This window comes from Tenacibaculum agarivorans, from assembly GCF_001936575.1.
GTDB lineage: Bacteria > Bacteroidota > Bacteroidia > Flavobacteriales > Flavobacteriaceae > Polaribacter > Polaribacter agarivorans.
Genome location: NZ_MSMP01000001.1, coordinates 152038 through 177218, shown reverse-complemented (window position 1 = coordinate 177218; position 25181 = coordinate 152038). Strand labels below are relative to the sequence as shown.

Genomic DNA, 25181 nt, shown 5'->3' with positions numbered 1-25181 from the left:
AATGAAGTGGATTTTATTACTTTTTATATTTACATTTTCAAATGTTTTTTCTCAACAAATTACCGTTTACGACGCTGAAACTGGTAAAGTAATTGAGAGTGTGGCTATATTTAATATGGCAAAAACAAAATCTGGAGTTACTAATGAAAATGGTAGAGTGGATATTTCTGATTTTTCTGAAAAAGAAGTCATCTATTTTGCTCATGTATCTTATGCAGAATTCTCAAGTACTAAGAGCACAATTGTATTGAACGAAAATACAGTGTACTTATCTAAAGAATCAGAACAATTAGATGAGGTGGTAGTTTCGGTATTAAAAAACAAAGCGAAAACAAAAAGAATTGCGGAGCAGATAGAGGTAATTAAAGCCAAAGAGATCCAGAAAATAACAGCGCAAAGCTCTGCAGATGTATTGGCATCTATTCCCGGGATTCGAGTGCAAAGATCACAATTTGGGGGAGGAAGTCCAGTATTAAGAGGAATGGAGAGCAACCGTGTTTTACTAGTGGTTGATGGTGTACGAATGAATAATGCTATTTACAGAAAAGGGCATCTACAAAATGCAATAACTGTAGCTCCAAATATGTTAGATAGAACTGAAGTTGTTTTCGGGCCTACCTCTGTTATATACGGGTCAGATGCTTTGGGAGGAGTTATCCATTATTATACTAAAACACCCAAAATATCGGAGAAAAAAGAGGTAAAAGCTAGTCTCTTTTCTCGTTATTCAACGGTGAATAATGAAACAACAAATCAAGGGTCAATAGAGCTTAGATTTCCAAAATGGGCAAGTTTTACTAGCGTTTCTCATAGTAATTTTGAAGATTTGACAATGGGTAAAAATCGTTCTCATGGATTTAATGATTGGGGAAAAGTAACATACTTTTCAGAAAATGTGAATGGAAATTATAATGAATTCCCAACACTAAATCCTGATAGCAATGTGCAACGAAATACAGGATATAATCAAACAGATGTGTTGCAAAAATTTTATGTGCCTCTTTCTAAGAACACAGATCTTAAGTTAAATATTCAATATTCTACATCTTCTGATATTCCTAGATTTGATCGTCTTACTGAGTTAAATGATGAATCTGATCCATCTTCATTAAAATTTGCAGAATGGTATTATGGTCCACAAGAACGATTATTAATTTCACCACAATTGGAAATTCATCCAAAGAAAAAATGGATGCAAAGAGGTGTGTTTACATTAGCATACCAAAATATTAAAGAGAGTAGAATTCAAAGAAAATTTGGAAGTCTAGAAAGATCTTACAGAGAAGAAGAGGTAGATATTTTTAGTATTAATGGAGATTTTTCAGTTCCATTAGCAAAGAATAGGAATCTAGGATATGGTTTTGAAGTAGATTATAATGATGTAAATTCAAATTCGTTTGGAAAAGTATTAAATATTGTAAATAATAAAATAGCTGGTTTTAATGGTGATTTTGCTGTGCAATCTCGTTATCCTGATGGAGGGAGTAGCTATCTAAGTTCTGCGCTGTATGTAGATTATAGACAAGATATTTCTACTAAATCTACCTTAAGTTCAGGTATACGATTTACTAATACACATTTAGAAGCAAAATGGATTGATACTACTTTTATTACATTGCCAGATGCTGACATTAGTTTGAATAATACGGCAGTTACAGCTACATTAGGGTATGTATATAAACCTGTGAGAGATTGGCAGTTTAATGCGGTTTTATCTTCAGGATTTAGATCACCAAACATAGATGATGTAGGAAAGATAAGAGAAAAATCTAATAGATTAACTATTCCTAATGTTGATTTAAAACCTGAGCATGCCTATAGTGCCGAAGTTGGATTCAATAAATTTTTTAACAATAGAAAGTTTAAGATTGGGGCTAATATCTATTATACATTGCTAGATAATTATATTTATAGAGACCCTTTACCTATGACTACTCCTGCTTTAGTGTTAGATTATGACGGGGATCAGTTTAGTACTGATAATGTTGAAAGTTTCGACATATTAGCGAATGTAAATAGGAAAAATGCTTACGTTACAGGGTTTACGCTAAATTATCAAGGAAAGCTATTCAAAAATTGGTCTACAGTAGGATCGATTACATATACTAAAGGAAATACATTTGATACTGATGAAGCAATGTCGTCTATACCACCGTTATTTGGAAATTTTGACGTTAATTATGTAAATGATAAACTTGAAGCAGGGATTAATTTCCGATTTAATGCTAGAAAAGATATTGAAGATTTTAATGTAAATGAAGGAATAGATAATGTAGAACAAACCCCAATCGTTGATCCTGATGCTTCTTTAGCCAAAGAAAAATATTTTGGTTCGCCAAGTTGGCAGACAATGAGTGTTTTTACTAGGTATAATTTAAGTAAAAACATAAGTGTGCAAGGTAGGTTAGATAATATTTTTGATGAACACTATAGAGAATTTGCTTCAGGAGTTTCTGCACCAGGGAGGAACTTATCTTTAAGTGTATTTGCCAATTTTTAAAATAAGGAAATGGAAAATGCAATAAAATCAATAGCTGTTTTTTGTGGTTCTAGTGATGGAACTGAGCAAATTTTTAAAGATCAAGCTACGCTTTTAGGTAAACGATTAGCGGAAGAAAAAATAGCTTTGGTGTATGGTGGTGCAAATGTTGGTTTAATGGGAGCTTTAGCAGATGGAGCTTTAAGCCAAAAAGGGAATGTAATGGGAGTATTACCTAATTTTTTAAAGTCTAGAGAAATTGCTCATGAACGATTAACAAACTTAAGTTTTGTAAATACTATGCATGAAAGAAAAGCTATGATGAGTGATTTGGCAGACGGTTTTATAGCGCTTCCAGGAGGATATGGAACACTTGAAGAGCTTTTTGAAATACTAACATGGAGACAATTAAGTTTGCATATAAAGCCAATAGGAATACTAAACATAAATGGTTTTTATGATCATTTAATAGGTTTACTTTCTAATATGGTAGACAAAGGCTTTTTAAAAGGTGTGAATAAGGATATGTTGTTGGTTAGTAATAATATCGATGATTTATTGTTTAAAATGAAAAACTTCAAGGCTACAAAAGTAGATAAGTAGCTGTCAAATACATTTATAGTATGGTTCAAATATTCAAAATTGTAAGTTGGTTAGAAGGAATATCTTATATCCTTTTATTGTTTATTGCTACGCCTATAAAATACCTATATAAAGATCCTACATATGTAAAATGGTTAGGTATGCCACATGGGTTATTCTTCATGTTATATATAGCTTTAGCAATTGTTCTTAAATTTGATTTCAAATGGACAAACAAAGAGTTTATAAATGTTTGTTTATTATCTATAATTCCATTCGGAACTTTTTTTGTAGGAAAGTATTTGAAAAAATAAAAGTTTTCAACTTAAAAACTAGACTGAAAAATTTATACTAGCCAACAGCCAACAGCCAACAGCCAACAGCCAACAGCCAACAGCCAACAGCCAACAGCCTAATTAAAACAGGCCAAACCTAAAAACAAAACCAGTTTCAGTATTTCCGTTATAAAAGGATTGTACATAATCTATTTGTAGAAAACGCCATTTTCCCCATCCTAAATTATCTAAGCCAATAGTATATTCATAATATGGCTTTCTATCGGCAGACATGTAACTTTTAGCTCCAATAACGGTATGAAAGTTCAGTTTGTTTAATAATGGGACTTTGCTGAGTAAAAAACCTTTAAAATTATGTTGGGTATGAAACTCTGCATAAGCATCATTAGTGCTAAAATCATAGTAAGGCATTTCAAAAAAGCTGCTTAAACGATCAGAAGGTGATAAATCTATTTCATTGGCTAAAGGATGATAGTAATCCATAAAAGGGATGTCTTTCTTTTCTAAAAACATTCCTCCTCTAATATTATAATCAAAATCTCCAAAATTGCCCAAACGAATACTTTGCGATAATCTACTGAACACTAAATTAGAATGAAAATTTGAATTTTGAGACCCAAATGTTGTTCTATATCCTAGAGTTAGCGTTGGGTATTTAGTGTTTCTTACCGTAAACCTTGAATCTGGATAGCTAATATACTTACTGCCAAAATTTATGGTTGTGGCTACTTGAGCTTTAAAAATATGATGAGGAGTAAAAGAAGGACTTACCGATAGAGGATCAATAGGATTGTTAGTTTCAAAGATTCTATCTCTATTGAGGAAAGAATAATCAGTAGTATTGGTTAATGGTTTTCTATCCGCAAACTCAAGATTGGAAAATACTTCAATACCAGGATACACTTCTTGAGAAAAATTCACTTTAGCAAAAGCCTTCTCGTACAGTTTGGCAAAATTTCGTTTGTTAAATAAAGAGTAAAAAGAATTAGGTAGCGGATTTATCGGGTTTCTTTCATCAAACTGAACTACATCTATACCACCAGTGACAGAGAATTTAGGTTTATTAATGTTATTCCATCTTTTTGCATAATAGAAAGAAGGACGTAATCTCTGATCCGAAAAGCCATAATTTAATTTGATACCCGTACTCCATTGATTCCCTTTATCGTTTATTCGTTTGTTATATGAAAATCGAGTGGAGATATTGAATCCTTGAACCGTATTAAAACTTATATTTTCTAAAAATCCGTCGAAATTAAATGCCCATTTTTCATAGCTGTTTTGATAGGAGTATCCTAAAATGGGAGACATTAAATTGAATTTGTTGTTTTTAGTATCTAAAGAGTCTAGATGTTTTTTAGATTGCCTAACTATTTTTATACTATCCTTTACAACATAATCCTTTTGCTCTTCTAAGGTTAGTGGAACACTTCTTAATTCATTCCAATATACAGTATCCTTTTTGGTAGCATTCTTTTCAAAAGATAAGATTTCTTTACCAAAAGTATCTTCTGAGAATATAGGTTGAAAATTATAGTTCTTATAAGAAGCGGAAAAACGGCCATCAAAATTAAACCCTAAAAAACCTATTTTAAAATCAATAGTTTGTAAAATCAAGGCCCAAATTCCAGTATTGGTTTCATAATTGTAGTTTTGTTTAATATGTAAAACATCTATAGCTGGATTATTTATTTGCGCTCCTGTCACTTCCAAGTCAGCTCCGTAAATAGCCCAGTCTTCTTCAACTATGTATATAAAACCAGAAAAAACTCTATCATTTTTACGTTTAGGTAGAATAGCTATCTTATTCACTAATTTCCCTCCTTTATCATAAAAGCTCCCTACTAATTTAAATCGATAATAGCTAAAGGTATAATTAGATATAGGAGAAAAAAGATCTGTTTCTGCTACTGGAACTAGATTTTTATACAAGCTGAAATTCACTTCAGCAGCTCTATTAAAAGATACCCCATTATCTCTACCACTAACTTTAGAAGCGACAATAACTTCTTTAAAATTTTGAGGTTTTTTCTGGTGCCAGATTTTAGAAATAGTTTCAGATAGATAAATGATACCACTTCGTGTAGAATCTAATCCGCCTCCTAAATCACCAATTTCTTGCCCTAATATTTTTTTAGGAGCGTTTTTAATTTTAAATAAACCTCTAGAGTAAAAATCAGCAGTGTATTTTCCTAATTTATTGGTGTTTTTTTCTTTATTTGCGATGACTTTTCTAATAATAGCATTAGCAGGATTTTCTTTTGAAGAAACATTAACTTCATCCAATAGCTCTTCTTTTTCAGTCATTTTTACATTCAATTCAAAAGGGAATTGAGTAACAGTTATCGTTTTTTTTATGGTTTTAAATCCTAAAATTTGAAACACTACAGTATAATCCCCTTTTTTAGAAGCTTCTAATTCATAAAACCCTCCATCATTTGTGGTGGTTCCTGCCAATGAATTTTCCAAATAAATACTAACATAAGGTAAAGGAGCATTATTTTTATCTATAACCTTACCTTTAATTTGAGCTGTAATAGTATAAGAAAATAAGCATAGGAGTAGCAGTGTAATTTTGTTCATTATCAGTCCTTTAAAAAGAATGACAAACTTAAAGTAATTATTTAGAAATTTTACTTAGGAAATGTTAAAGAATCCAACTTGGAGGAATGTAAAAGAGTACAATAGCAAGGGGCTTTGTTTTGGTGCTATTGTACTCTTTCAGTAAGGGACTAATTACATACGCATTACTACTGCTAATAAAAGGGACTATTAAGGTAACTTAACGCTGCATTCTGTAATTGAATACACGTAATTTTTACATAACCCAGGTAATGCTTCTAACATTAAATGATATAGAATGATTTTATAATCTTTATAAAAAAGGATTATAATTAGCTAAATCGTAGTTAAACTAATAATACTTGTTTTGGAAACAAAGTATAATAAAGAAAGTATAAATTTCTCATCATTGGGGGATTTTTGTTTTCTAAATTAGATAGAAATTAATTTACATAAATATAAAAAATAAAACTCTGAAAATCAATATTTAACAAATTATTTTTTCTTTTTTTTCTTTTTTCCAAATAAGCCTCCTAATACATCTTTTACCTTATCAGCAGTATTGTCTTTTTTAGTATCGGTAGCTGAAGATTTAGTGTCGTTACTTTTACCGCCTAATAATCCAGATACAGCGCTGTCTATAAGCTTATTTTTTTGTTTCGCTACTAATTGAGTTGTCAGGTTACTTACTGCGGAAGTTAAATCTGTTTTTACAGAAGGATTAGTAAAACTTCCTGAAAAATTAGCAGTAACAGGTACTTTTGTGTTTTTTTCTTTTGGATCGAGTTTAGCTAACAAACTACTCACTTCAGAACCAAGATATTTTGCAGGAACATTAAATGTAGCTTTGTAATCCATCAGCTGTTCAAAACTATGTCCACCAGCAATTTCAATATCTATATCTTTGTATTTTACGTTGAAAGGTTTAACATTTACCTTACCATTTTCAAAAGAAAAATTGGTTTTAATATCATTTAAATTCAATTGTTTTAAATCAACAAATCCTAAGTTTTGATCCAATAAACTTAATGCCTTTGAGTTTTTAGGTTCTACATTGGTTGCTAATACTTCAGCTAAAGCTTTTCCTGATACAGATTTAAGATTAGGTGTAAAGTCATCATTTAAATTCCCAGCTAAGTTCACGTTAGTATTTAATTTTCCTTGTAATATATCTGCAATTGGAGATAACATTTTAAACAATTCAATTTGTTTAAATGAATCACTGATGTTAAACGATTTAATACCCATGTTCATATCAAAAACAGGTTGTTCAGGTTTAGTATTTACCGCACCGTTTAACGCAATGTTTCCACCAAACATATTTCCATTTACACCTTTTAAAGTTGCTTTCTCGTCTTTTATAATTAATGTTCCTTTTACATCAGATAATTTCAAGTTATCGTAGTACACCTCCTTAGCAGAAGCATTTACCACACAATCCAAGAAAGCTGGGATCTTTAATTTTTCCTTTGGAGCATTTGGGTCTTCGGTTTTTTCTTCTTCTGAAGTTGGAGATTCTTCAGTACCCGCAACCATAAAATCACTTACTTTGAAAGAATTAGAGTTCAGGTTGAAACTTCCTTCTAAGTTTTTATCAGATAGTAAAAAACCTAGTAAATTGTTTAATGTACCCGTAGCTTTTAAATCGCTATCACCCGTTTTCGCATCAAAATTAGTTAGTGATATTTTAGTAGGTTTAAAATCTACTATGGCCTCATTAATCTGTAAAGGTTTAGCCATTGCATCTCCACTAAATAAGAAATCAGCAATAGCTACTTTACCATTTGTTTGTATACGTTGGTATTTGTTGTTTTTTACGGCATCCATATCAAAACTAGCATTCAAATTAGCCGTGATAACACCGTTTAATTTATTTTTTAATTCTAAAGGATATACATCATTCAAATGACTTAAATCAATTTTTCCGTTTACTGTAGAATTGATATACGGATTTTTAGTTAGGTTTTTGATTAATGCTTTTCCACTAAATTCATTCTGGTCTATTTTAAAAGCTAGCCTTTCTAAATTCACAAAAGTATCATCTACATTTCCTGTAGTGTTTTTAATTTGTGTGTTAATTCGAATACTTTCAACACTTTTAGGTAAACTAGGGTATTTAAAAGAAGCATTATTTGAGGCAATAGTAACGTCAATTTTAGGGATAGTAGTTTCGGTAACTTTACCATCTATTTTTCCCACTACACTAAAGTCTCCAGTAGTTTTAACATCAGCAATGTTTTTTGCATACTGCTCAGGGATTAACGCTAAAAAGTTTTTAAAATCTGAAGAAGGTGTTTTAAAATTTAAATGTACTTCTTGACTATTATCTTTATGTAATTGTACAAATCCATCAAAAATTAAAGCGAGTTGATTAATATGCGCTTCGTTTTTTAAAAATGAATATTTTCCGTTTTCTAAGTCTAAAGCCAATACAGCATTTAAATCTAAATGTTGATTATTAACCAAAGCGTTTCCATCTTTTTCAAATAGAATACTAGTAGTAGTTTTAGTATCAAGTTCTGTGTTTTTTTGAGAAAAATCTCCACTTCCGGAATGATTAAAATCTGAAAGTACTACGTTCATTTTTCCTTGAGCGTCACTGTATTTTATAGTAGCATTAGAAAAACCATATGAATTTAACGATAAACTAAAATCGCTAGCACTATGTGTTGTTTCCTCTTCAACTTTGTCTGAAGTTTCTTTCTTAGCAATATCATAGTTAGCATTTCCCTTTTCATCCACTTTAACATTTACTAGTATATTATCCATAGCAAAAGAATTAAGGTGTAATCCTTCACTTGTACTTTTGAAAACCTCTGTAAGTTTTAATTTTAATTGAATACGCTCACTATATACTAATGTATCACCTTCAAAAGGAGCAAAGTTGGTAACTAATACATCGCTTAGTTCTACAGAAGCCTTAGGAAAGCTTTTTAGAAAACTTAAATTAGCATCAGAAAACTCTACTTTTGCATTTACATTGTTATTAATAGTTTCTTTAATTAGCGCAACCAATTTATCTTGAAATAAATAAGGAATAGCAATTAAAGCTATAAGAATAACTACGAAACTAATGGCTGAAATTTTGAGGATTTTCTTCATAATGCTAAAGTTTATATTAAAACGCTTTACACCAGTGATTTATTGGAATCAAACACAGTGATAACACCACAAAGTTAAAAGTTATCCCTAATATTGCAGTTAATAAAAAGTTTAATTTTTTGAAAAAAACCGAAGAATATTCACACTTTATTAAAGAACAAGCGAAACGCTTGGGTTTTTTAGCTTGTGGTATAGCTAAGGCGGACTTTTTAGAAGAAGAGGCACCACGATTAGAAGCCTGGTTGCAACATGGTTTTCATGGAGAAATGCGATACATGGAAAACCATTTTGATAAGCGTTTAGATCCAAGATTATTAGTAGATGGTGCAAAATCGGTAATCTCGTTATCGTATAATTATTTTCCTGAAGAACAGCAGACTGAAGAAAGTTATAAAATTGCAAAATACGCTTATGGAGAAGATTACCATCATGTAATTAAAAACAAGCTGTTTGAGTTATTAGCAATTTTACAAGAAGAAATAGGTGAAATTAATGGACGTTGTTTTGTAGATTCTGCTCCAGTACTAGAAAGAGCTTGGGCTGAAAAAGCAGGTTTGGGTTGGAACGGAAAACATACTTTATTAATACAAAAGAAACAAGGCTCTTTTTTCTTTTTAGCAGAATTGATTATCGATTTAGAATTGGCTTATGATGCGCCATTTACTACAGATCATTGCGGAAAATGCACACGATGTATTGATGCTTGTCCTACACAGGCAATTTTACCAAATAACCAATTGGATGGTAGTAAATGTATATCCTATCTAACCATTGAATTACGCGATAATATACCTAATCAATTTAAAAACAAAATGCAAGATTGGATGTTTGGTTGCGATATTTGTCAAGATGTTTGTCCATGGAACCGTTTCTCCAAAGCCCACCAAGAACCACTGTTTCAGCCAAAAGAAAATATGTTAGATATGACTACCTCTGATTGGCAAGAACTCACAGAAGAAACTTTTGGTAAAGTATTTAAAAAATCTGCGGTAAAAAGAGCAAAATTCTCAGGATTAACCAAGAATATTCAGTTTTTGAAAGAGAAGCTTTGATTTAAGAATTATAAATCTAGAGATTTTACTATATGTCTCCTAAATTTTACATCCAAGTATCATTGTAAATCAAAAATCCCAAATCACTATTCAATTAATTTTAGTAATTATGTGTATATATTTAGTTTTAAAAAAGAATAAGTGATACAAAAAATAATACAGAAAATTCAATTTTTAGTAGCAAGAGAAAAAGGAAGAGCTAAAACTAAAAAAGAACTTCAACAGCTTAAAAAACACAATGATGTTCGGGTTCAAAAAATGGCGCTAATTCTTGAAGAAGTCATCTCAAGAAAAGAAATATCAGAAGGAGCTTTAACAAAAGTATATGCCTTAGAACAAAAATATGCAAATACTTCTGAGAGGATAGATGTAGTGGATTATGGGGCTGGAGAACCAGATTTTGATAGAAGTCAACAAACACAAGAAGATGGAGTTATCACTACGGAAAAGATTTCATACATTCATAAAATGGCTTCTAGTAAAAGAAAGTGGGGGCATTTAATTTTTAAATTAATCAGAACGTTTCAACCTACTGAATGTTTAGAGTTAGGTACTTGTTTAGGGGTTTCTGCTGCATACCAAATTACCGCATTACAACTTAATAATAAAGGTTTTTTGACGAGTATAGAAGGTTCAAGTCAACAAGCAGAACTCGCTAATAAAAACTTAACAGACTTTCAGTTTTCAAATCATAAAATAATCAATGGAAAATTTTCTGAAGTACTACCTAGTATTCTAGATAAAAACAAGTTGATTGATTTTGTGTTCATTGATGGTCATCACGATGAAGAAGCTACAGAAACATATTTCAATATGATGTATCCATATTTGTCTGACAATGCTATTGTGATTTTTGATGATATCAATTGGTCTCAGGGTATGAAAAATGCTTGGTCAAATATCTATAAGAGCAATCGAATAGACCTTTCATTTGATGTTTATCAATGGGGAATTTGCTTTATAGATAAAACAAAAGAGAATACTATTGAAAACCATTTCGAATTAAGAATATAAACGGAGTAAAAGCAATGATGTTAGGAGGATGTCTGGTTGAGCGCAGTCGAAACTTCATTAAATTATTTAACAAATTACTTGTCGACTGCACCAACGGAGACAAAATTTTATGATTCATACTCACTAAAGAAAAACCATTGTAGCCCTTTAATTCGTTTGGCTTTATTTTGTAGTTTCTTTTCTTTCTTAGACTCCTCTTCAAATAAATCTACAACAAAATCATCATACGATTTACCAATTTCTTCATTGAGATACGCATGAAAATACATTTCACTTACTTTCTCACCTTTATTTTTTTCAATATCCAATAAGGTTTTATACAAAGGAGCTATTTTTTCTACAACGCTTTTGGGTACAGATTTTCTTCTTGCAGTATAACCAGTTACTTTTCCAGTATCATCTCTATCGATAGTGAAATCCGTGATTACCCAATAATATTTTCCATATTTGGTTAAGTTTTTTACAATAGCATGAAAATTCTCTTCATTCTTTAATGCTTGCCATAATAATGTAAAAGTAACTTTAGGCATGTCCGGATGTCTAATAATATTATGAGGTTCTCCAATTAACTCTAAAGTACTATACTCACTTGCTTCAGAAAAAATATCATTCGCATATAAGATAGTGCCAAACACATCAGTTTTACTTACAATAGTTTTGTTTGTATCCCATGTAATTTCTTCATTTATAATTGTCGGGGGTGTAGTTATAGTATTCATATCGGGTTATTAAAATTAGTGATACAAAGTTTAAGAAGAATAGAAAAATGTAAAATGATATTTGTCATTTTTAGTATATGCATTGTAAAATAATAGTATCTTTTAAAATCCTCAACAAAAATTTTGTGAAACAACTGTAATGACATGCCACCTAGAAAACGACCTATTGATAAGAATTTTAAATAACTGAATATGTTATAAAGCGATTAAAAGCAGCGCTTTTGAATCTTCTTCGCAGAGTAAAATTTGATTTTGTTAAGAAATCTCGAAGCCTTGGAGAGATTTTAGAAATGAAATTTGGTTTCTAGCATTTGCTAAAAAATTCATTGAAGAAGTGTCTTTTTTTGGCTTGGTTTATCCTGAGCGAAGTCGAAGGGTTTTTTTGGACAAGCAAAAAAATGAACAGGAAGCTTATAAAAAGTACGAATCCTTATAACTTGGTCATATGATAGACAAAGGAGAGGAAATATAGTTTATTTTGAATGTTAGTGTAAGTCTTTATTTTTCAATATTAAAAAAAGATTTCAATGATAATCTTTATAATTACTAATAGATACCTTTCATCAATAGACAATTAGTAACTACATATTGATTACTATCCATAAACTTTTTGCTCAACCAACTAAAAACCTATATTTGTTTTTCCAATCATCAACTAAGAATGTATGAGTCAATCTAGAAAAAGACGCGAAGCTTTATTATACCACGCTAAGCCAAATCCAGGAAAAATAGCAGTAGTACCTACTAAAAAGTATGCTACGCAACACGACTTATCACTGGCCTATTCGCCAGGAGTAGCTGAGCCATGTTTAGAAATTGCTAAAAACAAAAACAATGTTTATAAATACACAGCAAAAGGAAATTTAGTAGCTGTAATTTCTAACGGTACAGCAGTTTTAGGTTTAGGTGATATTGGTCCTGAAGCCTCAAAACCTGTAATGGAAGGGAAAGGATTATTATTTAAAATCTTTGCAGATATTGATGTTTTTGATATTGAAGTAGATGCTACTGATGTAGATAAATTTATAGAAACAGTAAAAGCAATTGCTCCAACTTTCGGAGGAATCAATTTAGAGGATATTAAAGCGCCTGAAGCTTTTGAAATTGAAAGACGCTTAAAAGAAGAATTAGACATTCCTGTAATGCACGATGATCAACACGGTACAGCTATCATATCAGCGGCTGCGTTAAAAAATGCATTAGAAATCAATGGGAAAAATATTGAAGATATACAAATTGTAGTTAACGGAGCAGGGGCGGCAGCTATTTCATGTACACGTTTATATTTAGCCTTAGGAGCTAAACGTGAAAATGTGGTGATGTGCGATAGTAAAGGAGTAATCAGAAAAGATAGAGATAACTTAACACCTCAAAAAGCAGAATTTGCTACAGATAGAGATTTGAATACATTAGAAGAAGCGATGCAAAATTCAGATGTGTTTATTGGTTTATCTAAAGGAAATGTGGTAAGTCCTGAAATGTTATTAACTATGGCTAAAAACCCTATTGTTTTTGCCATGGCTAATCCAGAACCAGAAATCAATTACGATATAGCAGTAGCCACTAGAGATGATATTATTATGGCTACAGGTAGATCAGATCATCCAAATCAGGTGAATAATGTACTTGGTTTTCCATTTATCTTCAGAGGGGCTTTAGATGTTAGGGCAACTAAGATTAATGAAGAAATGAAAATGGCAGCGGTACATGCATTAGCAGAATTAGCTAAAAAATCTGTACCAGAGCAAGTAAATATTGTATATGATGAAGTAAGTCTTTCTTTTGGGAAAGAATACATCATTCCAAAACCTTTTGATCCAAGATTAATTTATGAAATTCCACCAGCCATTGCGAGAGCGGCTATGGAAAGTGGTGTAGCTCAAGAGCCAATTCAGGATTGGGAAAAATACAGATATGAATTAATGGATAGGTCAGGTTCTGGTAGTAAAGAAGTTCGTATCCTGCATAACAGAGCTAGAACCAATCCGAAACGTGTAGTGTTTGCAGAAGCAGATCATTTAGATGTGTTAAAAGCAGCACAACGTGTATATGATGAAAAGTTAGGACACCCAATTCTTTTAGGAAATAAAGAAATTATTTTTGAATTAAAAGAAGAATTAGGTTTTGATGCTGATGTACAAATTATAGATCCTAAAGCACCAGAAGAAGCTGATCGTATCAAACGTTTTGGGAAATTATTATGGGAAAAGCGCCAGCGTAAAGGAATGACCTTATTAGAAGCAGAAAAGTGGATGCGTCAACGTAATTATTTTGCATCTATGATGGTAAATGAAGGAGAAGCAGATGCTTTAATTACGGGATATTCTAGACCATATTCTTCGGTATTAAAACCTATTTTAGAATTAGTAGATAGAGATAAAGGTGTACAGAAAATAGCGGCTACAAACTTAATGCTAACCAAGCAAGGGCCAATGTTTTTAGCAGATACTACGGTAAATATCAACCCTTCTGCAAAAGAACTAGCAAAAATAACACGCTATACAAGCATACTTGCAAGAATGTTTGGTATGCAGCCTAAAGTAGCGATGTTAGGATTCTCAAATTTTGGATCAACAAAATCAGAAACATCAGCTAAAATTCGAGAAGCAGTAGCTTATATGCACGAAAATTATCCTGATTTAATAGTAGATGGAGAATTACAAGCAGACTTTGCTTTAAATGCAGAAATGCTGTCTAAAGAATTTTCGTTTTCTAAGTTAAATGGACAAAAAGTTAATGTCTTGATTTTTCCAAACTTAGAATCAGCTAATATTACTTATAAATTAATGAAAGAAGTGAATGGAGTTGAATCTATTGGTCCAATTTTATTAGGGTTAAGTAAACCGGTTCACGTATTACAATTAGGAGCTAGTGTAGATGAAATGGTGAACATGGCGGCCGTAGCAATTGTAGATGCACAAGAACGAGAAAAAGCACAAACAAAATAATATAACAAGGGCCTAAAGTATTGGTTTTACAATCGTAAAAAATTTACTACTTTAGGCGTCTGTTAAGAGAGCGCAATGATTACACAAATAAAAGGTAGACTTGTTGAAAAAAATCCTACTTATGTAGTTGTTGACTGTAATGGAGTGGGTTACTTATTGCACGTTTCATTAAATACATTCTCTTCTATCCCCGCAGATGAAAATATAACCTTGTATACGCATTTATCAATTAGAGAAGATGCGCATACGCTTTACGGATTTATTAATAAAGTAGAACGTGAAGTATTTAAGTTACTGATTTCAGTATCAGGTGTTGGTCCTAGTATTGCCAGAACGATGTTGTCTTCTATGACAGCTGAAGAAGTTCAGCAAGCTATTGCATCAGAAAATGTAGCAGTAATTCAATCAGTAAAAGGAATTGGAGCTAAAACAGCACAACGTGTGATTATTGATTTGAAGCAAAAAATACTAAAGACCTTTGATATTGACGAAGTTTCTGTAACTGAAAACAATACAAACAAAGAAGAAGCGTTATCTGCATTAGAGGTTTTAGGATTTGCTAGAAAGCAGGCGGGTAAGGTTGTGAATGATATTTTAAAAGAATTGCCATCAGCTAGTGTTGAAGAGTTGATTAAAAAGGCATTAAAAAACTTGTAATAAACGTTGAAAAAAAATTTTCGGAATAAATGTTTTACAGCACTTGCGTTGCTAGTAAATGTAGTTTTATTTGCTCAAAACACTAAGAAGCAAGATACCATTTCCATTAAAAAGGATACCGTTATACCTTTAAAGTATAACTTTAAATTTGATCAAAAAGCACATCTTTTTTTAAACAATCCCACAACTACTGAAATTAGTTATGATGAGTCTATAAATAAGTTTGTAATCATTGAAAAAATCGGGAATTACCGTATTGGAACTCCAATTTACCTCACACCAAGAGAGTATGATAAGTACAAACTTAAAGATGATGTAAAGACCTACTTTAGAGAAAAAATAGATGCTGCAAATCCCAATAAAAAAAACGAGAAAGCCAGAAAAAATTTATTGCCAAAATACTATGTAAACTCTAAGTTTTTCGAATCTGTTTTTGGAGGTAGTGAAGTAGAGGTGATTCCTTCAGGGCAAATTAGTATTCAATTAGGAGGAATTTATCAAAATACAGAAAATCCAGTAGTATCTGTAGAAAACCAAAGTAGCTTTACTTTCGATTTTGATCAGCAAATAAGTACAAGTTTACAAGCCAAAGTAGGAAAGAGGTTACAAGTTACCGCAAATTATGACACTCAATCTACTTTTGACTTTCAAAATATTATCCGATTAGAATATACACCTACTGAAGACGATATCATCCAAAAAATAGATGCAGGTAACGTAAACTTACCTGTAAAAAACTCATTAATTAACGGAGCTCAAGCCTTATTTGGGGTTCGAGCAGATTTTCAATTTGGAAAAACAACCATTAAAACGGTGTTTTCGCAGCAAAATTCTCAACCAAGAACGGTTACTGCTCAAGGAGGTTCGGTAGTGGAAGAATTTGAACTACGAGCTACTGATTATGATAATGATCGTCACTTCTTTTTAGGACAATTCTTTAGAGAGAACTATCAAAATGCATTAAAAAATTATCCTTTAATTAATAGTCCAATTACCATAAACCGAGTTGAGGTATGGATCACTAACAGAAATCAAAATGTTACTGATTTTAGAAGTATAGTAGCTTTGGCCGATCTTGGAGAATCTGAACTTGAAAGTATGGTTAGTTCAAACTTTGTTGCAGGTACACCACAAGAAGGTTATGTAGATGTGATTAACGATCCTATTCGTATTTCTACTCGTGAAAACGGATCACTCGTCAATAAAAATTTACCCTATAATGGTGTAAATGATTTGAATTCACTACTAACGGAAAACAGTGGAATTAGAAATGTTGCATCATTAGACGGAACATTACCAGTACAAATGACACAAGGTGTTGATTACTCGTACTTACAGAATGCAAGAAAATTACAATCGAATGAATATACATTACATCCGCAGTTAGGGTTTATATCTTTAAATAGAAGATTAAATGATGGTGAAGTATTAGCCGTTGCTTATGAGTATACCGTAGTTGGAGCTCAAAATAATGGAGGACGAGTTGACGAAACTATATTTAAAGTAGGAGAATTTTCTAATGATGGGGTTAATGCACCTTCAAACATTGCGGTAAAGTTGCTACGTAGTGAAATTTTGAAAACCGTAAGAGATGCACCAAATCAGTCACTAGCTTTTCCAACTTGGCGTTTAATGATGAAAAACGTTTATGCTTTAGGAGCAGTACCTTTACGTCAAGAAGGGTTTAGATTTGAATTATTGTATCGTGATGATGGTACAGGGATTTTACAGAATACGTTACAAAGTGCTAATGCAACTGACCTTCATAACAGAACCTTATTGAATCTTTTTGATATTGATAAGTTAGATCAAAGTCAATTTAAAGTAGATAATGGAGATGGTTTCTTCGATTATGTAGAAGGAATTACAGTGAATTCAGCACGAGGATTAATTTATTTCCCTTCTCCAGAACCATTCGGAGAAGATTTAGAAGCGAAATTAACAGATGCAGGAGACCAAGGTAGGTTTGTGTTTAAAGATTTATATTTAACTACTAAAGTCCAAGCACAAAATGATTTTCAAAATTTAGATAAATTCTTCTTAAAAGGATATTTTAAATCGGAAGCAAGTAGAGGTATTTCTTTAGGAGCCTTTAACATACCTCGTGGATCTGTACGAGTTACAGCAGAAGGAAGAACGTTAGTTGAAGGAGTGGATTATGTAGTAGATTACCAATTAGGAAGAGTACAAATTTTAGATCCAGGTTTAGAAGCTTCAGGAGTTCCAATTAATGCTTCTGTAGAAAATAATACGTTCTTCAATCAGCAACGAAAAACATTCTTAGGAGTTGATATTGAACATCGTTTTAATGAAAACTTTATTCTTGGAGGTACTTTTATAAATGTAACAGAACGTCCTATAACGCCTAAAGTAAACTTTGGAGCGGAGCCTATAGATAATGTAATGTTAGGATTAAATATTGATTTCTCCACAGAAGTACCGTATTTAACCAAGTTAGCCAATAAATTACCGTTTGTAGAAACTGATGCACCTTCTAATGTGTCTGTACGTGGAGATTTTGCATATTTATTGCCAGGTTCACCTAGCGGTATAGATGTAAATGGTACAGCAACTTCGTATTTAGATGATTTTGAGGCTACACAAATTCCTATCAATTTAGGTTCTCCACAACAATGGTTTTTAGCAAGTACACCTATTGATGATGGAACAGGAAGCGATAGTTATAATGGAGGGTCAACAGATAACATTGCGTATAATTTTAAGAGAGCAAAATTAGCTTGGTATAACGTAGATCAATTATTTTATTCGAATACAGCGAATAGACCAACAAATATTGATGATATAGAATTGTCAAGAAATGAAACACGACAAATTAGTTTTTCGGAATTATTCCCTAATACTGATTTAGATATTACACAGTTAAACTTAGTACGAACACTTGACTTAGCATATTTCCCACATGAAAGGGGACCGTATAACTTTAATCAAACCACTGGAGATTTTGATCCAGCAACTCAAAATGCAGCAAACAACTGGGGAGGAATTATGCGTGCTTTAACTACGGTTAATAATTTTGAACAAGCTAACGTAGAATATATTCAATTTTGGTTAATGGACCCTTATGAAGGATATTCGATTCGTCCAGAAGAAGGATTACAGTCTGGTGTAGATCCAACAAATCCTATTAATCAAGGGGTGTTACGTATCAATTTAGGAAGAATTTCTGAAGATATTTTAAGAGATTCTCAAAAGCAATTCGAAAATGGATTATCAACAACTCAAAACCCTGCACCTACAATAGAAACTAATTTGGCAAAAGTTCCACAGAACCCTTCTATTTTATATGCATTTAGTGCTGATCCTGATGAACGAGCACAACAAGATGTTGGTTTAGACGGACTAAATGATGAAGAGGAAAAAGCTAAATACCCGGCTTTTGCTAGTTTAGATGACCCTGCAGGAGATAACTTCCAATTTTTTAGAGGAAGTGAGTTAGATGCAGTAGATGCTTCTATTTTAACACGATATAAAGATTTTAACGGAACTCAAGGAAACTCACCAACCATAGACCAATCTAATGAGAGTTTTCCTACATCAGCAAATACATATCCAGATACTGAAGATTTAAACCGAGATCAAACGATGGATGCGGTAAGTTCATATTTCGAATATGAATTATCATTAAAGTCTAATGATTTAGAAATAGGTCAGAATAATTTCATTGTTTCTAAAGAAACAAGAGAAACTACGTTAGCTGATGGAAGTCCAAGAAGAACAACTTGGTATCAATTTAGAATTCCAGTACGTACAGCTTTGGCGAGAAAAATAGGAGGAATTACAGATTTTAATAGTATTCGTTTTATGCGTATGTACTTAACAGGATTTAATATGCCAGTGGTATTACGTTTTGCGGAGTTGGAGTTAGTTCGAGGAGATTGGAGAAGATATACGAAACAACAAGATAATCCAAATAATGATTTATCAGATGCAGATTTAAGCAATTTTGAAGTTGGAGTAGTAAGTATAGAGCAAAATAGAGATATCTACGAACTTCCGCCAGGTATACCTAGAGAACAATTACAAGGAACAAATAGAATTCAACGCCAAAATGAGCAATCGTCTACATTAAAAGTTTCAGATTTAGCACCTGACGATACACGATTCATTTTTAAGAATATTAGTATTGATCTTCGTCGCTATAAAAATTTACGAATGTTCTTACATGCTCAGGAAGTAACGGGATCTACATTTACTAATGGAGAGGTATCTGCAGTTATCCGATTAGGAACGGACTTGTCTGAGAACTATTATCAAATTGAAAAAAGATTAACTAAATCTCCAAATCCAATATCAACACCTGGAGGTCCAAATCAGGCAGATGTATGGCCAGAAGCAAATAATTTAGATGTTATTTTAGGTCAATTAGCAAAGCTGAAATTACAAAGAGACGGAGCAAATGACCCTAATCTGGTAACACAATTATACACAGACCCAAGTCAATCGCCTAATGATGATTTAATCCTAAGAGTAAAAGGTAATCCTACTTTGGCTCAAATTAGATCGGTAATGTTAGGGGTAAAAAATAATGCATCAACTCAAAGAAGTGTTGAAGTTTGGTTTAACGAATTACGATCTGTTGGTTTTGATAATAAAGGAGGATGGGCAGCCGTATTAAATGCTGATGCTAATTTTGCAGATGTGGCAGATGTTGCTTTAGCAGGTAGAATGTCTACGGTTGGTTTTGGTAATGTAGATCAACGTGTACAAGAAAGAAGCCTTGAAGAAAACAAACAATATAGTGTATCTACGAATATTCAGTTAGGAAAAATGATGCCTAAAAAATGGAATATGCAAGTGCCTATGAGTTATAGCTATGGAGAACATTTTATAGATCCTAAATTTGACCCTCAGTACCAAGACGTAGAGCTAGCCGATGCTATAGAATCTGGATCTGATCAGGTAAAAAGAAACGCTGAAAATGCCCAAGATTATACCCGAAGAAAAAGCATCAGCTTTATTAATGTTAAGAAAAATAGAAATCCTAAGAGTGATAAAAAGCCTAAATTTTATGATGTAGAAAACGTTGCAGTATCTTATTCATTTAATGAGGAATTTCACAAAGATTATAATATTGAAAGGTTTGTAAACCAAAATTTGATGGCGGGAGTGAGTTATAATTTTAATTTTGCGCCTTGGGTTTTAGAACCATTTAAAAAATCTGAAAAACTAAAAGGAAAATATTGGAAGTTTATAAAAGATTTAAACTTTAATCCAGTTCCTAATAACTTATCGATTAACTCAAAAATCAATAGAAATTATAATCTACAGCAATCAAGAAATTTAATTCAAGGGTTAACAGCTCAACCAGAATTAATTCAACGTAGGTTTCTATTTGATTGGGATTATACAGTAGGTTTCGACTTGACTCGTTCATTAAAGTTAAATTTTAATGCAACGAACAATTATATCTACGATAGTTTTGGAGCAGATGAAGAGTTAGAGATTTTTGATAAGTTCTTCAATTTTGGTAGAAGAAATCAATACCATCAAACTTTAAATGCTACCTATAAATTACCAATTAATAAGTTACCATACTTAAACTTTATTTCTTCGGATTATGGATATACAGCTAACTTTGACTGGAGAGCGGCTTCGCAAAGTACTATTACTGAGCCTGATCCTGATATACCTGGAGCTGAGAAGGAGGTAAGTATCGAAGATAAAATTGGTAATATGATCCAAAACTCTAATAAGCATAATATAAACGCTACGTTAGATTTTAATCGCTTTTACAAAACTATAAAACTTGATAAGCTTTTATTCAGTAAGAAAAAGAAGAATAAAGGTGCTAAGAAAAAAGGAGGCGTTTCTGTTGCTAAAAAACAACCATCTACTGGTAAGGTAAAGCTAAAGAAAAATGCATCTTTTGGAAAGAAATTATTGAAGGGAGTATATGACGTAGTTACTTCAGTAAAAAGAGCAAAAATAGGTTACTCACAAGAAAATGGAACTTTATTAGAAGGATATAGACCCTCTGTTGGTTTCTTAGGTAGAAGTAATTATAATGGTGGTTTAGCACCATCATTAGGTTTTGTTTTTGGTAGTCAGTCTGATATTATCCAACAAGGTATAGAAAATGGTTGGTTGGTAGAACGAAGAAATGATGAGGAATATTTTAATAAAAACTTTGCAAAAACACAAGCAAATAAATTAGACTATAATATCTCTATTAAACCGTTTAAAGATTTCACTATTGATTTAAGAGGAAATAGAATAAAAACATCAAATACAAGTCAACAATTAGATATTATAAGAAGGGATGATGGCAGTGTTTCTCAAAACGAAGAACTTAAAGCTTTCGAAACTGGAAACTTCAGTATTAGTCATTTTATGTTAGGAACTATGTTTGAAGATGGAGATGCCTTATATCAAAAATTTATTGGGTATAGAAGATTAATTTCTGATAGATTAGAAACAGCAGCACAACCTAACGGAGTTTTTGCTGGATTTAGAAAAGAAGGACAGCAAGCAATGTTACCAGCATTTTTAGCTGCATATTCAGGGGTAAATCCTAATAAAGTAGACACTGGATTATTTAGAAATATACCATTACCAAACTGGACGATGAGATATAATGGATTAATGAAGTTTAAGTGGATCAAAAAGCATTTTTCTGCATTTACCTTATCACACAGTTATAAATCTTCATACAGTATTCTTAACTATACAAATAATTTACAGTACGATAGCCGTGATTTGACGGCAGTAAATAATTCAGGAAATTATCAACCAGAATTATTAATTTCGTCAGCAACATTAATAGATGAATTTTCTCCTTTAATTAAAGTAGATATGAAGTTGCGTAATGCACTTTCTTTTAGAGGAGAAATTAAAAGGGATAGAAGTTTAACATTAAACTTAAATAATAATACATTGACAGATATTAACGGAACTGAATATGTATTAGGACTAGGATATAGAATAAAAGATGTTAAGTTTAAAACGAGAATTACAGGGAAAAAAGAAACATTAAAAGGAGATATTAATTTTAGAGCAGATGTTTCTTTACGAGATAATTTAACGTTAATTAGATCTATAGATGAAGATAATAATCAAATTACAGGAGGAGAACGTTTGTTTGGTTTGAAGTTTTTAGCAGATTATAATTTGAATCAAAATTTAACGGTATCTTTTTATTATAACCATAATACATTTGATTATGCTATATCTACCAATTTCCCAAGACAATCTATTAATGGTGGATTTAACTTAGTGTATACTTTAGGAAATTAAAAACAATAATATATTAAAACAAAATTACAATGAATATTCCAGCAGAATTGAAATATACAAAAGACCATGAGTGGGTTAAAATTGATGGTGATGTTGCTACAATTGGAATTACAGACTTTGCACAAAGTGAATTAGGAGATATCGTTTACGTAGATGTAGATACATTAGACGATACTGTAGAAATTGAGGAAGTGTTTGGATCTGTTGAAGCAGTAAAAACAGTTTCAGATTTATTCATGCCATTAACAGGAGAAGTTATTGAGTTTAATGAAACTTTAGAAGATGAGCCAGAATTGGTGAATTCTGATCCTTATGGGAAAGGATGGATGATAAAGGTTAAAATTTCTGATACTGCACAGATAGAAGGTTTATTAGATGCTGAGGCGTATCAAAAGCTTATTGAAGGATAATGCAATTTATTTTGCTATAGCTATTACGGTAGCAATAGCAGTATTAAGTTTAGCGAAACTTTCAACATTACCAACAATTAGTTTTAAGTATAAAGATAAAGTAGCACATGCCATAGCTTATTTTGTATTAACTATGGTTTGGTTATTTTCTTTTATAAAAAGAGAGCAAAAAGCGATTATCATACTAGGTTGTATCATCTACGGGATACTTATGGAATGCTTACAATCAATACTAACAAACTATAGAATGTTTGATTATTATGATATGATCGCAAATACCTTTGGAGTACTCTTAGCTTTACTAATTTTTAGCATAATTGAAAAAAAACTAATCAATATGTTAAATAGCTTGTAAATGTTGGAAGAAATTAACTAAATTAGCAAACCAGTAAAACTAAAAGGATGGAAATAAAGAAAAATCCAAAATCTAATCTAGAAAATTATAGCAAGATATTCGTTCAGCTTGGTCTAGTTTTGGCTTTATTTATTACCTATAAAGGAATAGAGCATAAAACATACGAGAAAGACTATGGTGAATTAGGTAGTGCTGATCTAGGTTCTGAAGTTGAAGAAGAGACTTTAGTAATCAATGCACCACCACCACCACCGCCACCACCACCAGCTCCGCCACCACCAACACCAGAGAAAATAGAGGTTGTTGAAGACGATAAGGAAGTTGAAGAAACGGTGATTGAATCTACTGAAACTGATGAATCTGAAGCTGTAGAAGTTGAAGAGATTGTTGAAGCAGAAGAGGAAGAGGAAGTGGTAGAAGATGTACCTTTCTCAATCATTGAGCAAGTACCAGTATTTCCAGGTTGTAAAGGAACTAATCAGCAAAAGAAAGATTGTTTGAATAAAAAGATGCGTAAGCACGTTCAAAGAAACTTTGATGCTGAATTAGCAAATGAGTTAGGATTAGCACCAGGAAAAAAGAGAATCTATGTTCAATTCAAGATTGACAAAGATGGTTCTATTACTAGTGTAAATGCAAGAGCTCCACACCCAAGATTAAAAAAGGAAGCTATTAGAATAGCTAAGAAGTTACCTAAAATGATCCCGGGTAGACAAAGAGGAAAACCAGTAAGAGTAGGGTATACCTTACCAATTACTTTCAATGTAGAATAATTTTTAGTTCTACAGATAAAAATTAAAGCAGTCTTTTTTAAGGCTGCTTTTTTTATGGCATGTTTTTTGGAGTTTTAAGTTAATACTAATTATTTAAAACTATTTTATTATGAAAAAGCCAAAAAAAAGTCCAAGAAAACAGCTAGAAAAATTTTCAACTATTTTTATGCAATTGGGTTTGGTACTAGTACTCTTTGTCACATTTCTAAGCTTAGAGTATAAAACAGAAAAAGCACAAGCTAGTGTAACTACTTTTGACTTTCACAGAGGAGATATTGTCGATATTGATGATATACCAATCTTGCAACGAAAGGAAATAAAGATTGAGCAACCTCAAGAAAGAATACCAAGAAGAGAAGTTTTACCTGATCTACCACCAGAGGTTGTAGATAATGATGATCCAAAAGTTGTAGAACCAGAGGTACAACCAAAAGATTCAGAAACTAAAAACTTCTTAGATAATGTAAATACTATTCATGAAGAAGAGGATATTGATAAGAATGACGATCCAGTTTCTATGTCTTTTGTCCAAAAAGCACCTGTTTTTAAAGGTTGTGAGGGATTATCTGAAGCAGAGAATAGAATTTGCTTTGAAAAGAAGATGAAAAAGCTTGTACAGCGTCATTTTGATACAGAATTAGCAAATGATCTAGGATTAGCGCGAGGAAAGAAGAAGATTTTAACTCAATTTGTAATTGATAAAAACGGGTTTATAACCGATATTCAAATTAGAGCTCCACATCCAAGATTAAAAAAAGAAACCAGTAGAATTATTAAAAAGATTCCAAAATTCACGCCAGGAGTTCAAAATAATGAAAATGTGAAGGTTAGATATACTTTACCAATAGCTTTTATGGTAGAGTAAAAATTGCAAACACTAAAACGATGTAGTTTAGAGATATTTTTAACAGTTAATATTGCTATAGGAAATCGTATAATTTGATGAATTGACACTTTTAAATACGAAAAAATGGATAA

15 protein-coding genes are annotated in these 25181 nt (G+C 31.8%); 12 read left to right on the top strand and 3 right to left on the bottom strand.

Features of this window, described 5'->3' with window-relative positions:
• Position 1 precedes the first annotated feature (1 nt).
• The 3 genes from BVC87_RS00780 to BVC87_RS00770 are packed head-to-tail and all read left to right on the top strand — an operon-like array spanning position 2 to position 3375.
• Complete coding sequence (locus tag BVC87_RS00780) at positions 2-2500, top strand: TonB-dependent receptor (protein WP_075340430.1); 2499 nt, start codon at positions 2-4, stop codon at positions 2498-2500.
• 9 nt (positions 2501-2509) lie between these two features.
• On the top strand, positions 2510-3082 hold the full coding sequence (locus BVC87_RS00775; protein WP_075340429.1) for an LOG family protein: 573 nt from the start codon (positions 2510-2512) through the stop codon (positions 3080-3082).
• A 20-nt stretch (positions 3083-3102) separates the two neighbouring features.
• Entirely contained in the window at positions 3103-3375 is a 273-nt protein-coding gene (locus BVC87_RS00770) for a DUF3817 domain-containing protein (RefSeq protein ID WP_075340428.1), read from the top strand.
• A 102-nt stretch (positions 3376-3477) separates the two neighbouring features.
• Here BVC87_RS00770 and BVC87_RS00765 read toward each other — a convergent pair whose 3' ends face one another.
• Positions 3478-5940 (bottom strand): DUF5686 and carboxypeptidase regulatory-like domain-containing protein, encoded by a 2463-nt coding sequence (locus BVC87_RS00765; RefSeq protein ID WP_075340427.1) that lies wholly within the window; start codon positions 5938-5940, stop codon positions 3478-3480.
• Positions 5941-6414: 474 nt separating this feature from the next.
• Positions 6415-9021 carry an AsmA family protein gene (locus BVC87_RS00760; protein WP_075340426.1) on the bottom strand — a complete coding sequence of 869 codons (2607 nt, stop codon included), beginning with the start codon at positions 9019-9021 and terminating at the stop codon, positions 6415-6417.
• Between the two features lie 119 nt (positions 9022-9140).
• On the opposite strand from BVC87_RS00760, the gene queG reads away from it, so the two are divergent.
• The gene (queG, locus tag BVC87_RS00755; RefSeq protein ID WP_075340425.1) at positions 9141-10073 is read left to right on the top strand and encodes a tRNA epoxyqueuosine(34) reductase QueG; all 933 of its coding nucleotides are present in this window, start codon (positions 9141-9143) and stop codon (positions 10071-10073) included.
• 141 nt (positions 10074-10214) lie between these two features.
• The gene (locus BVC87_RS00750) at positions 10215-11087 is read left to right on the top strand and encodes an O-methyltransferase (protein WP_075340424.1); all 873 of its coding nucleotides are present in this window, start codon (positions 10215-10217) and stop codon (positions 11085-11087) included.
• 107 nt (positions 11088-11194) lie between these two features.
• Here the strand turns inward: BVC87_RS00750 and BVC87_RS00745 are convergent, their stop codons facing one another.
• Positions 11195-11806, bottom strand: a complete 612-nt coding sequence (locus tag BVC87_RS00745; RefSeq protein ID WP_075340423.1) for a PAS domain-containing protein — start codon at positions 11804-11806, stop codon at positions 11195-11197.
• A 665-nt stretch (positions 11807-12471) separates the two neighbouring features.
• Between BVC87_RS00745 and BVC87_RS00740 the strand changes: the two genes are divergently transcribed.
• The 7 genes from BVC87_RS00740 (at position 12472) to BVC87_RS00710 (ending at position 25068) form a co-directional block, all read left to right on the top strand.
• Complete coding sequence (locus tag BVC87_RS00740; RefSeq protein WP_075340422.1) at positions 12472-14754, top strand: NADP-dependent malic enzyme; 2283 nt, start codon at positions 12472-12474, stop codon at positions 14752-14754.
• 75 nt (positions 14755-14829) lie between these two features.
• Positions 14830-15411 (top strand): Holliday junction branch migration protein RuvA, encoded by a 582-nt coding sequence (ruvA, locus tag BVC87_RS00735; RefSeq protein WP_075340421.1) that lies wholly within the window; start codon positions 14830-14832, stop codon positions 15409-15411.
• A 6-nt stretch (positions 15412-15417) separates the two neighbouring features.
• Positions 15418-22665, top strand: coding sequence for a T9SS outer membrane translocon Sov/SprA (gene sov, locus BVC87_RS00730; RefSeq protein WP_075340420.1), 7248 nt, complete (start codon positions 15418-15420; stop codon positions 22663-22665).
• A 29-nt stretch (positions 22666-22694) separates the two neighbouring features.
• Entirely contained in the window at positions 22695-23075 is a 381-nt protein-coding gene (gene gcvH / locus BVC87_RS00725; RefSeq protein ID WP_075340419.1) for a glycine cleavage system protein GcvH, read from the top strand.
• On the top strand, positions 23041-23430 hold the full coding sequence (locus BVC87_RS00720) for a VanZ family protein (protein WP_075340418.1): 390 nt from the start codon (positions 23041-23043) through the stop codon (positions 23428-23430). The genes gcvH and BVC87_RS00720 overlap by 35 nt, the downstream gene beginning before the upstream one ends.
• A 47-nt stretch (positions 23431-23477) precedes the next feature.
• Positions 23478-24203, top strand: coding sequence for an energy transducer TonB (locus BVC87_RS00715; protein ID WP_075340417.1), 726 nt, complete (start codon positions 23478-23480; stop codon positions 24201-24203).
• 109 nt (positions 24204-24312) lie between these two features.
• A complete protein-coding gene (locus tag BVC87_RS00710; protein ID WP_075340416.1) occupies positions 24313-25068 on the top strand; it encodes an energy transducer TonB in 756 nt (251 codons plus the stop codon).
• Positions 25069-25181 lie beyond the last annotated feature (113 nt).

Coding starts and splice junctions, on each gene's coding strand:
- BVC87_RS00775 (WP_075340429.1), top strand. CDS start 2,510: ATGGAAAATGCAATAAAATCAATAGCTGTTTTTTGTGGTTCTAGTGAT.
- BVC87_RS00720 (WP_075340418.1), top strand. CDS start 23,041: ATGCTGAGGCGTATCAAAAGCTTATTGAAGGATAATGCAATTTATTTT.
- BVC87_RS00710 (WP_075340416.1), top strand. CDS start 24,313: ATGAAAAAGCCAAAAAAAAGTCCAAGAAAACAGCTAGAAAAATTTTCA.
- BVC87_RS00770 (WP_075340428.1), top strand. CDS start 3,103: ATGGTTCAAATATTCAAAATTGTAAGTTGGTTAGAAGGAATATCTTAT.
- BVC87_RS00740 (WP_075340422.1), top strand. CDS start 12,472: ATGAGTCAATCTAGAAAAAGACGCGAAGCTTTATTATACCACGCTAAG.
- ruvA (WP_075340421.1), top strand. CDS start 14,830: ATGATTACACAAATAAAAGGTAGACTTGTTGAAAAAAATCCTACTTAT.
- BVC87_RS00715 (WP_075340417.1), top strand. CDS start 23,478: ATGGAAATAAAGAAAAATCCAAAATCTAATCTAGAAAATTATAGCAAG.
- BVC87_RS00765 (WP_075340427.1), bottom strand. CDS start 5,940: ATGAACAAAATTACACTGCTACTCCTATGCTTATTTTCTTATACTATT.
- gcvH (WP_075340419.1), top strand. CDS start 22,695: ATGAATATTCCAGCAGAATTGAAATATACAAAAGACCATGAGTGGGTT.
- BVC87_RS00760 (WP_075340426.1), bottom strand. CDS start 9,021: ATGAAGAAAATCCTCAAAATTTCAGCCATTAGTTTCGTAGTTATTCTT.
- BVC87_RS00745 (WP_075340423.1), bottom strand. CDS start 11,806: ATGAATACTATAACTACACCCCCGACAATTATAAATGAAGAAATTACA.
- BVC87_RS00780 (WP_075340430.1), top strand. CDS start 2: ATGAAGTGGATTTTATTACTTTTTATATTTACATTTTCAAATGTTTTT.